Here is a 15,455-nt window from a genome sequence, read left to right as displayed (position 1 = left end):
CTTTGACTGGGAGACGATAAAGCGAAGGGGCTGGCTGCAATTACGATCGCAGACGCGCCACGGCATGGCATCGCGCCGGATCAGAATCCGGCAGGCAGCCCGCGAAAGCGCAAGTCTGGACGAAAATCCGCATTGGAAGCCTCCTCTTCAGGACGCGGCGCCAGTCTCCTCCGACCGCCTGATCCTGCAATCACCCATCCGGAAGCAGGCTTCCGTGATAGAACTGTGTTACTTATGCCGGAAACAATGTTATAAAATCATAAGGCTGTCAACGGCACTTTTATGAGGACCTGCGTTTCAATGCGGCGCTTCACGGCTTGTTTATCGCGTTGCGGCGCAACATAAGAAGGCAGCAAATGCACAAATAAATACGTGTCAAAGAATTTGGAAAACTCATACATAACATTGATATTTAATATAAATTATAAATGCGCGATATTCGCAGCAAAAGCGGCGGCTGCAGTCTTGCGCAAACGGAGGCGGCCGCCGCGCATCAAGCCGATGCCCATTATTTTAGCTGAACAAATTTTCATGACTAGAAAAATCTTGCTGGCCTTGTGATATCTTTGTGTTATGTTTATCGGTGAGGCCCATGGGAGGTTTCGGCAGGTATTCGATTCATTGCGGGCGGCAGGCACACGCTTGCGGCCCGCCACCATGGAATCGATCACGCGGCCGAAGCAGAGCGATGGAATTCGGCCGATCGGGAGGACTGCATGATGAATTGGACGCGCGTATTGCCCGCCGCAGCGTTCCCGGCATTGGCGGGATAACCCTGCGATGACATCGACACAGAATATCATCATCGGCATCGACGCCGGCACATCCGTGATCAAGGCGGTTGCCTTCGATCTTTCCGGACGCCAGATCGCCACCGCATCCGTACGCAACAGATACGCAACCGGCGAGGACGGCTCGGCGACGCAGCCGCTTGCGCAGACATGGGCAGATTGCGCCACCGCGCTGCGCGGGCTCGGCGAGAAAGTCCCCGATCTTGCAGCGCGCACCGCCGCCGTTTCCGTCACCGGACAAGGTGACGGCACGTGGCTCGTCGGTCGCGAGAATGCACCGGTCGGCGATGCCTGGCTGTGGCTTGATGCGCGCGCCGCATCGACCGTGGTTTCGCTTGCATCCAAGCCGAACAACCGCGCCCGCTTCGAGGCGACCGGCACCGGCCTCAACACCTGCCAGCAGGGCACCCAGCTCGCGCATATGGACCGTTTCGCGTCCGATCTCCTTGATCGCGCCGAAACGGCGCTGCACTGCAAGGATTGGCTTTATCTCAACCTCACAGGCATTCGCGCCACCGATCCGTCGGAGGCGAGTTTCACCTTCGGCAATTTCCGCACCCGGCAATATGACGACGCCGTCATCGATGCGCTTGGCCTCGAACACCGGCGCAAGCTGTTGCCTGACATCATCGACGGGACCGAAATCAGCCATCCGCTGACATCGGATGCCGCCAAGGCCTGCGGGCTGCTGGCAGGAACACCCGTCTGCCTCGGCTATGTCGATATGGTCATGACCGCGCTCGGCGCCGGCGTCCGTAGCGGCGGGCGCAACGCCGCCTGCTCGACGATCGGCTCGACCGGCGTCCATCTGCGCGCCAAGAAAGTCGACGATGTCCACCTCAACAGCGAGGGCACCGGCTATGTGATCGCCCTGCCGATCCCGGGCATCGTCACCCAGGTGCAGACGAATATGGGATCGACGATCAATATCGACTGGATCCTCGATATCGCCGCCTCGCTGATGGCAGACGCCGGCAAGACGGTTTCGCATGCGGAACTGATCGCGCGCATCGATGGCTGGTTTGCCGATAGCAAGCCGGGCTCCGTGCTCTATCACCCCTATATTTCCGAAGCCGGCGAGCGCGGCCCCTTCGTCAACGCCAATGCGCGTGCCGGCTTTGCCGGGCTGTCCACGCGCCACCGTTTCCCCGATCTGGTGAGAGGCGTGGTCGAAGGCCTGGGCCTCGCGACCCGCGATTGCTATGCGGCAATGGGGGCGATGCCGGAAGAACTGCGCATCACCGGCGGCGCCACGCGCTCACCAAGCCTGCGTCGCTCGCTGTCAGCAGCCGTCAACGCCCCGATCCGCCAGTCGCAGCGCGAGGAGACCGGGGCTGCCGGTGCCGCGATGATGGCTGCGGTTGCCGTCGGCGTGTATCCGACGATGGATGATTGCATTGCCGACTGGGTCTCGCCGCTGCTTGGCGAACCCGAGGTTCCCGATGCCGCCGAGGCGGCCCGGTTCGACACGCTTTTCGCAGCCTATACCGACATCCGCCAGGCAATGGCGCCCGCCTGGGACAAGCTCGCCTCGACCGCAACGGCGACACCAGGCGCATAAATCAAGTTCTGATGCGCTGGCATCGAAGGAGCATGACATGACCGAACCCGAAACCCTGGACCTCTTCGTCATCGGCGGCGGCATCAACGGCGCCGGTATCGCACGCGATGCGGCCGGCCGTGGGCTCAAGGTGGCGCTGTGCGAAAAGGATGATCTGGCGCAGGGAACCTCGTCGCGGTCAGGCAAGCTGGTGCATGGCGGGCTGCGTTATCTCGAATATTACGAATTCCGCCTGGTGCGCGAAGCGCTGATCGAACGCGAAGTGCTGCTCAACGCCGCCCCACACATCATCTGGCCGATGCGCTTCGTGCTGCCGCACAGCCCTGAGGACCGCCCGGCCTGGCTGGTCCGCCTCGGCCTCTTCCTCTACGACCATCTCGGCGGCCGCAAGAAGCTCCCCGGCACCCGCACGCTCAACCTGCTCCGCGATCCCGAGGGCACGCCGATCCTCGATCAATACAAGCGCGGCTTCGAATATTCCGATTGCTGGGTCGATGACGCCCGCCTCGTTGTTCTGAACGCGGTCAGCGCCGCCGAAAAAGGCGCGATCGTGCTGACTCGTTCTCCCGCCGTCTCCGCCCGGCGCGAAAATGGCGCATGGACCGTCGTCACCAAGAACAGCACGACGGGCGAAACGCGCACTTTCAGGGCCAAATGTCTGGTCAATTGCGCTGGTCCCTGGGTGACCGACATCATCAACCGCGTCGCCGGATCGAACTCGGCCCGCAACGTGCGCCTGGTCAAGGGCAGCCACATCATCGTCCCGAAATTCTGGGCGGGCTCGAATGCCTATCTCGTGCAGAACCACGACAAGCGCGTCATCTTCATCAACCCCTATGAGGGCGACAAGGCGCTGATCGGCACCACCGATATTGCCTATGAAGGCCGCGCCGAGGATGTGTCGGCCGACGAGAGCGAGATCGATTATCTGCTGAAGGCGGTGAACCGTTACTTCAAGGAAAAGCTCCGTCGTCAGGACGTGCTGCACAGCTTCTCCGGCGTGCGTCCGCTCTTCGACGACGGCAAGGGCAATCCGTCCGCCGTGACCCGCGACTATGTCTTCGATCTCGACGAAACCGGCGGCGCGCCGCTGCTCAATGTCTTCGGCGGCAAGATTACTACCTTCCGCGAGCTCGCCGAGCGTGGCCTGCATCGTCTCAGGCACATCTTTCCCGGCATGGGCGGCGACTGGACGCAGACGGCACCCCTACCCGGCGGCGAAATCCCCAATGCCGACTATGAGACCTTCGCCAACAGCCTGCGCGATACCTATCCCTGGATGCCGCGCAAACTCGTGCATCACTATGGCCGCCTCTATGGCGCCCGCACCAAGAATATCGTTTCAGGAGCAACCAGCATCGAGGCGCTCGGCCGCCATTTCGGCGGGCAGTTCTACGAGGCGGAAGCCCGCTATCTCGTCGCCACCGAATGGGCGGAAACGGCAGAGGACATCCTCTACCGCCGCACCAAGCACTACCTGCACATGAGCGAGGCCGAGCGCGCTGCCTTTGCAGACTGGTTCGCCTCCTCCCGCCTCGCCGCCGCCTGAAGGAGGTTTCGATGACGCTGACGCTTTCGTTGAACACCAATCCGCTCGTCAACCGCTTCGCGGAGCCCGACGATCTGATCGACACGGTGGCGCGCGACCTGAAGATCCGCGACCTGCAGCTGACCCACGAATTCATCAATCCGAGCTGGCAGGCGCCCGTGATCCGCCGCCTGACGCGGAACATGAATACGGCGCTGCGGCGCACCGGCGTTCGCGTCACCTCAGGCATGACCGGCCCCTACGGCCGCCTCAACCATTTCGGCCATCCGGATGCCGAGGTCAGGCGTTACTATATCGATTGGTTCAAGACCTTCGCCGATATCACCGCCGATCTCGGCGGCGATTCCGTCGGCACGCAGTTTGCGATCTTCACCTACAGGGATTTCGACGATCCCGATCGCCGCGAGGAACTGATCAAGATCGCCATCGACAGCTGGGCCGAGGTCGCGGAACATGGCCGCGCCGCGGGCCTTTCCTATGTTTTCTGGGAGCCGATGAGCGTCGGCCGCGAGTTCGGCGAGACGATCGCCGCCTGCCTGTCGCTGCAGGAGCGGCTAACGGCGACGAAAATGGCGATCCCGATGTGGATGATGGCCGATATCGACCATGGCGACGTCACCTCCGCCAATCCTGACGATTTCGATCCCTATGCCTGGGCGCGCGCCGTGCCGCCGGTCTCGCCGATCATCCACATCAAGCAGAGCCTGATGGACAAGGGTGGCCACCGGCCGTTTACAGCTGATTTCAATGCAAGGGGCCGCATTCAGCCGGCGCCGTTGCTCAAGGCCTTTGCCGATGGCGGTGCTGTCAACAACGAGATCTGCCTCGAACTCTCTTTCAAGGAGCGTGAGCCGAACGATCGCGAGGTTATCCCGCAAATCGCCGAAAGCATCGCGTTCTGGTCGCCTTATATCGACACCGGCATCGACGACTTGAACATCTGAGATGGAGAACTTTAAAAGGCAGCACCACGACGCGGCGGAATCGCCACGCGGGACATTCGAAAGGAAGCGGCTGTGACGGATGCCGATGATACGCTTGCCGTACGTGCCGCATGGCTGCACTACGCCGGTGGATTGACCCAGTCGGAGGTCGCCCGGCGCCTCGGCGTGCCCTCGGTCAAGGCGCACCGGCTGATCGCGCGCGCCGTCGCCGATGGCGTGGTGAAAGTCACGATCGACGGCGATATCGTCGAATGCGTCGAGCTCGAATCCCGCCTTTCGGAGCGTTTCGGGCTGCAATATTGCGAAGTGGCACCCGATCTCGGCGAGGAAGGCCTGCCGCTGCGCGCGCTCGGTCATGCCGGCGCCGGATATCTGAAGCGCGAGATCGAGCGGGGCGACAACAAGGTGATCGGCCTCGGTCACGGGCGCACGCTGTCGGCGGCCGTCCAGTACATGCCGCGCATCAACGCCAAAGACCTGCGCTTCGTCTCGCTGCTTGGCGGCCTGACGCGGAACTACGGCGCCAATCCTTATGACGTGATGCACCGGATCGCCGAAAAGACCGGGACGCATGCCTATGTGATGCCCGTCCCCTTCTTCGCCAATACCGGCGAGGACCGCAAGGTGCTGAAGGCGCAGCGCGCCGTGAAGGAAGTCTTCGACCTCGCAAACAATGCCGATCTCAAGCTCGTCGGCCTCGGAACCGTCGATGCCGAAGCGCAGCTGGTACTCTCGGGCATGGTCGAACCCAGCGAGATCCAGGATATTGCCGCTGCCGGTGGCGTCGGCGAAATTCTCGGCCATTTCTTCGATGCCGATGGCCAGGTGCTGGACACGGCGCTGACGGCCCGTACGCTGTCGGCCTCCTTCCCGAAGTCGAAGAGCGAACGTCTCGTGGCACTCGCCGGCGGCCAGTCGAAGGTTGCGGCGATCCGCGCCATCCTCAACAGCCGCCGCCTTTTCGGCCTCATCACCGATGAGAAGACCGCACAGACGCTGTTACAATAGCCATCGAAGCAACATGATTTGATCGCAAAATCACATCACAGATGTTGCTTATCACGAAATATCCGTTACCTTAACACCGTAGACTTGGGTGGAGACCGGAATGAAGCGGGAAGAACGGCAGCAGCTGATTGTCAATCTACTCGTCGAAAACAAGACCGTCGATCTCGACGATCTTGCCGATCGCTTCACCGTGTCGAAGATGACTGTTCACCGCGATCTCGACGACCTCGAACAGGCCGGCGTGCTGCGCAAGGTCCGCGGCGGCGCGACGATCGATGCCGGAACGCAGTTCGAAAGTGATTTCCGCATTCGCGAGCGCCAGGGCGGCGAAGCCAAGATCGCCATGGCGCAGAAGGCATTGGAGCTGGTCGAGCCCGGCATGACCGTGATGGTCAATGACGGATCGATGGCGGCGGTGCTTGGCGAAATGCTGCTGCAGAAGCGGCCGCTGACCGTGATCACCAACAATGCGGCGATCATGGAGCGGCTGAAGAGCGAAAACGGCATCACGCTGATCGCGCTCGGCGGCATCTATTCCGCCAAGTTCAACGCCTATCTCGGCGTCGTCACCGAGGAAGCGCTGTCGAAGCTCAGGGCCGATATCGCCTTCATCTCTACTCCCGCCGTCAGCGGCAGGCTCGCCTATCACATGGACGACAACGCCGTGCGCGCCAAGCGGGCGATGATCGCGTCGGCATCGAGGAGCTGTCTCCTGGTCAACCACGAGCGCATCGGCCACACCGCCCTGCACGTGATGGCCGATCTTGCCGGCTTCGATGCCGTCATCACCGACAGGGCTCCCGAAAAGGCCGCCCTCGACGAATTCGAACAGGCGGGCATCACGCTCACCATCGCATCAGAACAGGATCCGACATGACCGAAAAGCCGCGCTTCTGGATCGGCACCAGCTGGAAGATGAACAAGACACTCGCCGAAGCGCAAGCGTTCGCCCGCGGTCTCGAAGCGGCCGATGCCGTGCGTGACCCGCGCATCCAGCGCTTTGTCATCCCGCCCTTCACTGCCATGCGCGAGGTCAAGGCGATGCTTGCGAAGACATCCGTCAAGGTCGGCGCGCAGAACATGCATTGGGCTGATCAGGGCGCCTGGACCGGCGAGGTCTCGCCGGTGATGCTCAAGGACTGCAGTCTCGACATCGTCGAGCTTGGTCATTCGGAGCGCCGAGAGCATTTCGGCGAGACCGACGAGACGGTGGGGCTGAAGACCGAAGCCGCCGTCCGCCACGGCCTGATCCCGCTGATCTGCATCGGCGAGACACTTGCCGACCGCGAAAGCGGCAGGGCCGCGGAGATTCTGGCCACTCAGGTGCGCGGCGCCCTTTCTAAGCTCTCGGCCGATCAGAAATCGGCCGAGATACTGCTCGCCTATGAGCCCGTCTGGGCAATTGGCGAAAACGGCATTCCGGCGAGCGCGGATTATGCCGACGCCCGCCAGGCCGAAATCATTGCGGTTGCCGAAGAGGTACTCGGCCGCAAGATCCCTTGCCTCTACGGCGGCTCGGTCAATCCGGGAAACTGCGAAGAACTGATCTCGAGCCCGCATATCGACGGGCTCTTCATCGGCCGTTCGGCCTGGAACGTCGAGGGCTATCTCGACATCCTCGCCAAATGCGCCGCCAAACTCTAAGGAGAACGACAATGAAGCTTGCCATTGCAGGAGACAGCGCCGGCGAAGGTCTCGCCAAGGTTCTGGCCGATCATCTGAAGGACCGCTTCGAGGTGCACGAAGTCTCGCGCACCAATGAAGGCGCCGATCCGTTCTACGCCAACCTCTCCGACCGCGTCGCCTCCGGCGTCATCGACGGCACCTACGACAAGGCAATCCTCGTCTGCGGCACCGGCATCGGCGTCTGTATCTCGGCCAACAAGGTCCCCGGCATCCGCGCCGCGCTGACCCATGACACCTATTCCGCCGAACGCGCAGCGCTCTCCAACAACGCCCAGATCATCACCATGGGCGCCCGCGTCATCGGCACCGAACTGGCGAAGTCGATCGCCGATGCGTTTCTGGCGCAGACGTTCGACGAGAACGGCCGGTCTGCGGGGAATGTGAAGGCGATGGACGAGCTGGACGCTAAGTACAACGTTCGGTGATTGCCGGTGGGGCGGCGGTTGGCGCCAGGCTGGCCGCTCCCATGCTCGCCTTTGACACAGGTTCATGGAACGCGACACCTACCAACGTCCCTCATTCCTGTGCTTGTCACAGGAATCCAGCAGCCGCGCGTCTGCGCGGCGGAGGACTCGTAGGTCTCAAAGTGTCATTCACGGCGCGGACGCGCCGTGGCTAGATTCCTGTGACAAGCACAGGAATGAGGGCAGTGAGGAGGCAACGTCGCAGGACAGCGACACTGCCATTTCACAAAGTCTCGCCAGCGAAGATCACCTCACCCAAAACTCTGAGCCATCGTCCCGATAATCAGCGCAGCCGACACCGCGCCCGGATCGGCATGGCCAAGCACACGCTCACCCAATCGAGACGCCCGCCCCTTGGTCGCCAGCATCGATTTCGTCGCCTCCGCACCGGCGTCTGCCGCATTCGCCGCCGCCTTCAGGCAGACAGCAAGCGGAGAGCCCTTGGCCAACTCCGCCTCAGCCGCATCGGCGGCCGGGCGCCAGGCGTCCACCATCGTCTTTTCGCCCGGGACAGCCTTTCCGCGGTCCTCGATGCCCTTGGCCATCGCGGCAAAAGCTTTGACCATGTCCTCGTCGCCAACGGACGTCTTGCCCTTCAGCGCCGCACCGGCCCGCATGAATGCCGTAGCATAGAGCGGTCCCGATGAGGCGCCGACGGCATTCAGGAATGACTTGGCGGCGAGATTGAAGATCGCGCCGAGATCACTCTCCGCCTCATTGGCGGCGAGGCTGGTCTTAACTGTAGAGAAGCCGAGCTCCATGGTGATGCCATGGTCGGCATCGCCGATGACGCCGTCGAGTTCGCTGAGGCGGTCGCGGTTTTCGGCAATGGTCACAGCGATCGCCGAGAACATGGCGCGCAGGTCGTTGGCAGTCACGTCAGCCATCAGTGACCGCTCCTGAACATGGCGCAATCGCAGGGGTGGTCGAGCAGCGATTGCAGCTCATCGTCGAGATGCATGAGGGTCACCGAGGCGCCCATCATGTCGAGCGAGCTGCAGTAATTGCCGACGAGCGTCGAATGAATGACGAGGCCCTCGCCATCGAGCCGCTGCTTGACGCGGGCCATCATGATGTAGAGCTCCATCAGCGGCGTGGCGCCGAGGCCGTTGACCAGAACGGCAACGCGGTCACCGCGGGCGGCTTTCATCTCGGGCAGGATCTTGTCGAGCAGATCGTCGGTAATCGCATTGGCGCTTTTCAGCGGGCCGCGCTCGACGCCCGGTTCGCCATGGATGCCCATGCCGATTTCCATCTCGTCGGGGCCGAGCTCGAAATTCGGCTTGCGCGTCTGCGGCAGGGAACAAGGACCGAGCGCCACCCCCATGGTGAAGGTCCGGTCGTTGGCCTTTCGGGCGGCAGCCTCGCAGGCATCGAGATCCATCATCCGGTCGCTGGCGGCACCGGCGATCTTGAAGACGAAGACATTGCCGGCCACGCCGCGGCGGTCGAAGCGACGCTCGCGCGGTGCGGACGCCACGTCGTCGGTCGTCAGCACGGTGCGCACTTCGATATCGTCCATCGCCGCCATTTCGGCAGCCATGTCGAAATTCATGACGTCGCCGGCATAGTTGCCATACATGAAGAGCACGCCGGCGCCGCCATCGACGGCCTTGGCGCATTCGAGAATCGGGTCCGGCGGCGGCGAGGCGAAGACATTGCCGATCGCCGCGCCATCGGCCAGACCGCGCCCGACGAAACCGACGAAGCTCGGCTCATGGCCGGAGCCGCCGCCGATCACCAGGCTGACCTTGCCCTTGCGCGGACCATCGACCGCAACGACCGAACGCGTCGTGCCATCGACCAGCTTGAGATGATTGGGATGGGCGGCCAACATACCCGCCAGCATTTCGTCGACGGCGTCAGCGCCGTTGTTGATGATTTTCTTGACCGTCATCGATCCTCCTTCGATGCATGCAGCCGCCCCTCTTCCCAGGCGACAGGTATGCCTATTTTGTATAGAGCGCCCTCGAGCGCTCGAGATGCTTCAGCACCGCCGATTCTGCACCATCGGCATCGCGTGCCGCAAGGCGCTCGACGATCTCTTCGTGCTCGACCAGCGTGAATTTCTCCTTGCCGGTCCAGATCAGCATTTCCGTGTGATATTCGCGCAGCCACGCCAGCATCGCCTCGCTGACGGCGGCAAAGATCGGATTGCCGGAGATCTGCGCGATGCGAGTGTGAAACTGCATGTCGGCGGAGATGAAATCTTCCGCGTTTCCAAGCGACTCGCGCTGTCGGCTGATGATCGTTTTCAGCGCCTCGATATCGGCTGACGTCGCGCGCTGCGCCGCCTCCCGCGCCATGCCGCGCTCGAAGAAGATACGGGCGCTCTTCAGGTTTTCGAGACTGTCGTTGGACTGCGAGAGCATGATCTTCGCCGTCAGATCTACCTGCCGGAAGATCGACTGCGCCGTCAGCTTCAAAACCTTGGCGCGCTCGCCATGGGAAATGTTGACGAGGCCCATGCCGGCCAGCGACTGCATCGCCTCGCGGATCGCCGGACGGCCGACGCCGAAGCGTTCCATCAGCACGCGCTCGGAGGGCATTTCATCACCGGGCTTCAGTTCGCCCGAGGTGATCATGCGTTCGAGCCTGTCGAAAACCTCGTCGGAGAGCTTCCGGCGAACGATCTGCTCGATTGGTTGGGTCATGATGTCTCGCTGGCTCAGAATTCCCTCCCCATAGCATTTTGCGCGGCGGCGACAAAGGCCGCGATACGATCATTCGGCAGCGCTCAGGAAATTTTCCATTTGCGAAATTGGAATACTCATTATACCAGTTAGGCAATGATTGCCAAGATGCTGGACTTGGCCTGAGGAGCATTAAAGACGTGAGCATGATCACCCTTACCTACCGCATCGAAACGGCAGGCAGTGTCGAAGCCATGGCCGAGAAGATCGCGTCCGACCAGTCGACCGGGACTTTTGTGCCGGTTCCGGGCGAGACGGAAGAGCTGAAGGCGCGCGTGGCCGCCCGCGTGCTGGCGATCCGCCCTCTCGAGGATGCGAAGACGCCCGGCTGGCCGGAAGTTGCCGAAGGTCACGGACCGCTCAAGCGCGCCGATGTCGATATCGCCTTCCCGCTCGATGCCATCGGCACGGATCTTTCGGCGCTGATGACGATTGCCATCGGCGGCGTCTATTCGATCAAGGGCATGACCGGCATTCGCATCGTCGATCTGAAGCTGCCGCCGGAATTCAAGGGCGCCCATCCCGGGCCGCAGTTCGGCGTTGCTGGCAGCCGCAAGCTGACCGGCGTCGAGGGTCGCCCGATCATCGGCACCATCGTCAAACCGGCGCTGGGCCTGCGTCCGCATGAAACGGCGGAACTCGTCGGCGAACTGATCGCATCCGGCGTCGATTTCATCAAGGACGACGAGAAGCTGATGAGCCCGGCCTATTCGCCGCTCAAGGATCGTGTCGCCGCGATCATGCCGCTGATCCTCGATCACGAGCAGAAGACCGGCAAGAAGGTGATGTATGCCTTCGGCATCTCGCATGCCGATCCGGACGAGATGATGCGCAACCACGACCTCGTCCTGAAGGCGGGCGGCAATTGCGCTGTCGTCAATATCAACTCGATCGGCTTCGGCGGTATGAGCTTCCTGCGCAAACGCTCCGGGCTGGTGTTGCATGCGCATCGCAACGGCTGGGATATCCTGACCCGCAACCCCGCAACCGGCCTCGATTTCAAGGTCTATCAGCAGTTCTGGCGCCTGCTCGGCGTCGACCAGTTCCAGATCAACGGCATCCGCGTCAAATACTGGGAACCCGACGAAAGCTTCGTCGAATCCTTCAAGGCGGTCAGCACGCCGCTCTTCGACAAAACCGATTGCCCGCTTCCGGTTGCCGGTTCCGGCCAGTGGGGCGGCCAGGCTCCGGAGACCTACCAGCGCACAGGGCGCACCACCGACCTCCTCTATCTCTGCGGCGGCGGCATCGTCAGCCATCCGGGCGGCCCGGCAGCCGGGGTGCGTGCCGTGCAGCAGGCCTGGCAGGCTGCGGTCGCCGATATCCCGCTTGAGACCTATGCCAAGGATCATCCTGAGCTGGCGGCCTCCATCGCCAAGTTCGCCGACGGCAAGGGCGCGTGACGGCCATGTCGAAGCTGCTGCTCAGCTACTACGGCGACGATTTCACCGGCTCCACGGATGTCATGGAGGCGCTCGCCTCCAACGGCGTGAAGACGGCGCTGTTTCTCGGCATTCCCAGTGTCGAGACGCTCGCCAAGTTCGCGGACTGCCAGGCGATCGGCATTGCCGGAACGAGCCGCAGTCAGACGCCGGAATGGATGACCGGTAACCTCGCACCCGTCTTTTCCTGGCTGAAGGGCCTGGATGCGGCGATCTGCCATTACAAGGTCTGCTCGACCTTCGATTCCAGCCCCCGCATCGGCAATATCGGCAAGGCGATCGAGATCGGCCGCGAGATTTTTGCGCAGGATTGCGTGCCCGTCATTGTCGGCGCACCGCAGCTGAAGCGCTACACGGCTTTCGGCCATCTCTTCGCCGCCTATCAGGGCAAGGTCTACCGCATCGACCGCCATCCGGTGATGAGCCGGCATCCGGTGACACCGATGGCCGAGGCGGACCTGACGATCCATCTTGCCGCGCAGACTGACCTGCCGATCCGGCTTGCTGATTTGGCAATGACGGCGGCTGATGCCGCATCCGCTATCGACGCGCTGCTGGCCGACAAGCCTGGCATCCTGTTGATCGATGTCGATGGACCCGCATCGCAGACTGTTGCAGGCGAACAGGTCTGGCGCCTTCGCGGTGACGGCGGCTTGTTCGTCGCCGGCTCCTCGGGCATTCAATACGCTCTGCTGCATGCCTGGGAGCGCGAGGGGCTGACCTCTGGCAAGATCGAATTCCCGCTTCCGGGCGCTGTGGATCGCCTCGCAGTCGTCTCGGGCAGCGTGTCGCCGACGACCGAGCGGCAGATCCGCAATGCGACGGAGAATGGTTTCGACGGCATTCCGCTCGATCCGCTGGCGCTTGTCGGCGAGAGCGGCGATGCGGCGATCGAGGCGGCTGTCGCGTCGGGTACCGCGGTTCTGAAATCCGGCCGCAGCGTCATCCTGCATACCGCGCTCGGCCCTTCGGCTGACCGCGGCAGCGAGATCGACCGTATTCCCGAAGCCCGCAATCGCCTGGGTGCCTGCCTCGGCGGCATCCTGCGCCGTCTGATCGAAGCCGAAAAGCTGACGCGCGCGGTCATCGCCGGTGGTGATACGTCGAGCCATGCCTTGAGCGAATTGCGCGTCGAGGCGCTGACGACGCTCCTGCCTTTGCCGCAGACGCCTGGTTCGCCGCTCTGCACGGCTCACGGCTCATACGCTCCGACGAACGGCCTGCAAATCGCGCTGAAGGGCGGACAGGTCGGATCGGACGGCTATTTCGCGCAGATCCGCGACGGGCGCCGCGCGTAGGACCATCAAATTCTTGGGATCAACTGCTATGGTGATTGACTCATCATACCAGTTAAGCTAGCTGATAGAAAAATCGAAAGGCGAGGAAACATGACTTCAATTGCCCTCTTCGGCGCCGGCGGCAAAATGGGCTACCGGCTCGCCAAAAATCTCAAAGGCTCGCGCTTCGATGTTCGTCACGTCGAGGTCAGCGACGGCGGCAAGGCGCGCCTCAAGAACGATCTCGGCATCGATTGCGTCGGTGCGGATGAAGGTCTTGCCGGTGCTGACGTCGTCATTCTCGCTGTTCCCGATACAGCGATCGGCAAGGTTGCCGCCGGCATCGTCGACAAGCTGAAGCCTGGCACGATGGTCGTCGCCCTCGACGCCGCCGCACCTTTTGCCGGCCATTTGCCTGCACGTGCCGATCTCACCTATTTCGTGACCCATCCCTGCCATCCGCCGATCTTCAACGACGAGACGGACATGCAGGCGAAGAAGGATCACTTCGGCGGCCTCTTCGCCAAGCAGCACATCGTCTCGGCGCTGATGCAGGGTCCGGAAGCCGCCTACGATCTGGGCGAAGAAATCGCCAAGGTCATCTGGGCGCCGGTCATGCGCTCGCACCGCGTCACCGTCGATCAGATGGCGATGCTGGAGCCCGGCCTCTCCGAAACCGTTTGCGCCTCGCTGCTCGTCGTCATGCGTCAGGCTATGGACGAATGCGTTGCCCGCGGCGTGCCGGCGGAAGCCGCCCGCGACTTCCTGCTCGGCCATATGAACGTGCTCGGCGCCGTCATCTTCAAGGAAGTCGATGGCGTGTTCTCGGATGCCTGCAACAAGGCGATCGAGTTCGGCATCCCCGCGCTGATGCGCGACGACTGGAAGAAAGTCTTCGAACCTCAGGAGATCGCCGAAAGCATCCGGCGCATCACCTGACAATGCTGCGGCAAGGCCCAGGTCTTGCCGCTTCGCCGGCCCGGTGGGGAGTCCAAGAGACGGTCCGGCAATGAAAATTCGCATGAATTCTGGTTGGGCCGGGGTGGCCCGGCCCATGCGTCAAACTCGGGAGGAGAAACCATGACCTTTACACGCAGAGTGACCCTTGCTGCCTTCGCCGGTGCCCTTTCGCTCGGCGTTGCCATGCCGGCATTTTCGGCTGATCTGATCGCCATCATCACGCCGGCCCATGACAACCCGTTCTTCAAGGCTGAAGCCGTCGGCGCCGAAGCCAAGGCCAAGGAACTCGGCTACGAAGCGCTCGTCATGACCCATGACGACGATGCCAACAAGCAGTCGGAAATGATCGACACGGCCATCGGCCGCGGCGCCAAGGCCATCATCCTCGACAACGCCGGCGCCGACGCCTCGGTCGCCGCCGTCAAGAAGGCCAAGGATGCGGGCATCCCCTCCTTCCTCATCGACCGCGAAATCAACGCCACCGGTGTTGCCGTCGCCCAGATCGTTTCCAACAACTATCAGGGTGCCCAGCTCGGCGCGCAGGAATTCGTCAAGCTGATGGGCGAGAAGGGCAACTATGTGGAGCTCGTCGGCAAGGAATCCGACACCAATGCCGGCATTCGCTCGCAGGGCTATCATGATGTCATCGACGACTATCCGGATCTGAAGAGCGTTGCCAAGCAGTCGGCCAACTGGAGCCAGACCGAAGCCTACGCCAAGATGGAAACGATCCTGCAGGCAAACCCCGACATCAAGGGCGTCATCTCCGGCAACGACACGATGGCCATGGGTGCGATCGCCGCTCTCCAGGCTGCCGGCCGCAAGGACGTGATCGTCGTCGGCTTCGACGGTTCGAACGACGTGCGTGACTCGATCAAGGCTGGCGGCATCAAGGCCACCGTTCTGCAGCCGGCATACGCCCAGGCTCAGATGGCCGTCGAGCAGGCTGATGCCTACATCAAGAACAAGACGCTGCCGAAGGAAGAAAAGCAGCTGATGGATTGCGTTCTGATCAACGCCGACAACGCCTCCAAGCTCGAAACCTTCGCGATTTCGAAGTAACCGGCATAAAACACACCG

At 62.4% G+C, this 15,455-nt stretch carries 15 protein-coding genes; 11 read left to right on the top strand and 4 right to left on the bottom strand.

What is annotated here, in order from left to right:
* Nucleotides 1-422: 422 nt before the first annotated feature.
* Nucleotides 423-812: a hypothetical protein gene (locus AB4Z25_RS17535; protein WP_442208705.1), complete on the bottom strand. Its 390-nt coding sequence runs from the start codon at nt 810-812 to the stop codon at nt 423-425.
* Here AB4Z25_RS17535 and AB4Z25_RS17530 point away from each other — a divergent pair.
* The 7 genes from AB4Z25_RS17530 (at nt 781) to derI (ending at nt 7,964) form a co-directional block, all read left to right on the top strand.
* Nucleotides 781-2,352, top strand: a complete 1,572-nt coding sequence (locus AB4Z25_RS17530) for an FGGY-family carbohydrate kinase (RefSeq protein ID WP_442208704.1) — start codon at nt 781-783, stop codon at nt 2,350-2,352. The two genes, AB4Z25_RS17535 and AB4Z25_RS17530, sit on opposite strands and share 32 nt — an antisense overlap.
* A 37-nt stretch (nt 2,353-2,389) precedes the next feature.
* The gene (locus tag AB4Z25_RS17525; protein ID WP_442208703.1) at nt 2,390-3,901 is read left to right on the top strand and encodes a glycerol-3-phosphate dehydrogenase; all 1,512 of its coding nucleotides are present in this window, start codon (nt 2,390-2,392) and stop codon (nt 3,899-3,901) included.
* Between the two features lie 11 nt (nt 3,902-3,912).
* Nucleotides 3,913-4,845 (top strand): sugar phosphate isomerase/epimerase family protein, encoded by a 933-nt coding sequence (locus AB4Z25_RS17520; protein WP_442208702.1) that lies wholly within the window; start codon nt 3,913-3,915, stop codon nt 4,843-4,845.
* A 72-nt stretch (nt 4,846-4,917) separates the two neighbouring features.
* Nucleotides 4,918-5,853, top strand: a complete 936-nt coding sequence (locus AB4Z25_RS17515; RefSeq protein WP_442208701.1) for a sugar-binding transcriptional regulator — start codon at nt 4,918-4,920, stop codon at nt 5,851-5,853.
* Between the two features lie 100 nt (nt 5,854-5,953).
* A complete protein-coding gene (locus tag AB4Z25_RS17510; RefSeq protein ID WP_442208700.1) occupies nt 5,954-6,730 on the top strand; it encodes a DeoR/GlpR family DNA-binding transcription regulator in 777 nt (258 codons plus the stop codon).
* Entirely contained in the window at nt 6,727-7,497 is a 771-nt protein-coding gene (locus AB4Z25_RS17505; protein WP_442208699.1) for a triose-phosphate isomerase, read from the top strand. The genes AB4Z25_RS17510 and AB4Z25_RS17505 overlap by 4 nt, the downstream gene beginning before the upstream one ends.
* Nucleotides 7,498-7,508: 11 nt before the next feature.
* Nucleotides 7,509-7,964 carry a D-erythrulose-4-phosphate isomerase gene (derI, locus tag AB4Z25_RS17500; protein ID WP_112388472.1) on the top strand — a complete coding sequence of 152 codons (456 nt, stop codon included), beginning with the start codon at nt 7,509-7,511 and terminating at the stop codon, nt 7,962-7,964.
* A 290-nt stretch (nt 7,965-8,254) separates the two neighbouring features.
* On the opposite strand, the gene dhaL is transcribed toward derI, so the two are convergent.
* Genes dhaL through AB4Z25_RS17485 form a run of 3 tightly spaced genes read right to left on the bottom strand, consistent with a single transcriptional unit; the run spans nt 8,255 to nt 10,657 of the window.
* Nucleotides 8,255-8,890, bottom strand: coding sequence for a dihydroxyacetone kinase subunit DhaL (dhaL, locus tag AB4Z25_RS17495; protein ID WP_442208698.1), 636 nt, complete (start codon nt 8,888-8,890; stop codon nt 8,255-8,257).
* Nucleotides 8,890-9,900, bottom strand: a complete 1,011-nt coding sequence (locus AB4Z25_RS17490) for a dihydroxyacetone kinase subunit DhaK (protein ID WP_442208697.1) — start codon at nt 9,898-9,900, stop codon at nt 8,890-8,892. Before AB4Z25_RS17490 ends, dhaL begins: the two co-directional genes overlap by 1 nt.
* Nucleotides 9,901-9,952: 52 nt before the next feature.
* Nucleotides 9,953-10,657 (bottom strand): transcriptional regulator NanR, encoded by a 705-nt coding sequence (locus AB4Z25_RS17485; RefSeq protein WP_112388476.1) that lies wholly within the window; start codon nt 10,655-10,657, stop codon nt 9,953-9,955.
* Nucleotides 10,658-10,842: 185 nt separating this feature from the next.
* On the opposite strand from AB4Z25_RS17485, the gene oiaX reads away from it, so the two are divergent.
* From oiaX to AB4Z25_RS17465, 4 genes are all read left to right on the top strand, one after another.
* Complete coding sequence (oiaX, locus tag AB4Z25_RS17480; protein ID WP_442208785.1) at nt 10,843-12,099, top strand: 3-oxo-isoapionate-4-phosphate decarboxylase OiaX; 1,257 nt, start codon at nt 10,843-10,845, stop codon at nt 12,097-12,099.
* A gap of 5 nt (nt 12,100-12,104) precedes the next feature.
* Nucleotides 12,105-13,436: a four-carbon acid sugar kinase family protein gene (locus tag AB4Z25_RS17475; RefSeq protein ID WP_442208784.1), complete on the top strand. Its 1,332-nt coding sequence runs from the start codon at nt 12,105-12,107 to the stop codon at nt 13,434-13,436.
* 90 nt (nt 13,437-13,526) lie between these two features.
* Nucleotides 13,527-14,354 (top strand): phosphogluconate dehydrogenase C-terminal domain-containing protein, encoded by an 828-nt coding sequence (locus tag AB4Z25_RS17470; protein ID WP_442208696.1) that lies wholly within the window; start codon nt 13,527-13,529, stop codon nt 14,352-14,354.
* A gap of 141 nt (nt 14,355-14,495) precedes the next feature.
* Nucleotides 14,496-15,437: a D-ribose ABC transporter substrate-binding protein gene (locus AB4Z25_RS17465; protein ID WP_442208695.1), complete on the top strand. Its 942-nt coding sequence runs from the start codon at nt 14,496-14,498 to the stop codon at nt 15,435-15,437.
* Nucleotides 15,438-15,455 lie beyond the last annotated feature (18 nt).

It is taken from the genome of Rhizobium sp. RAF36 (assembly GCF_052114105.1).
GTDB lineage: Bacteria > Pseudomonadota > Alphaproteobacteria > Rhizobiales > Rhizobiaceae > Rhizobium.
The sequence above is the reverse complement of the archived record's forward strand: the minus strand, read 5'-3'. Positions and strand labels throughout refer to the sequence as shown.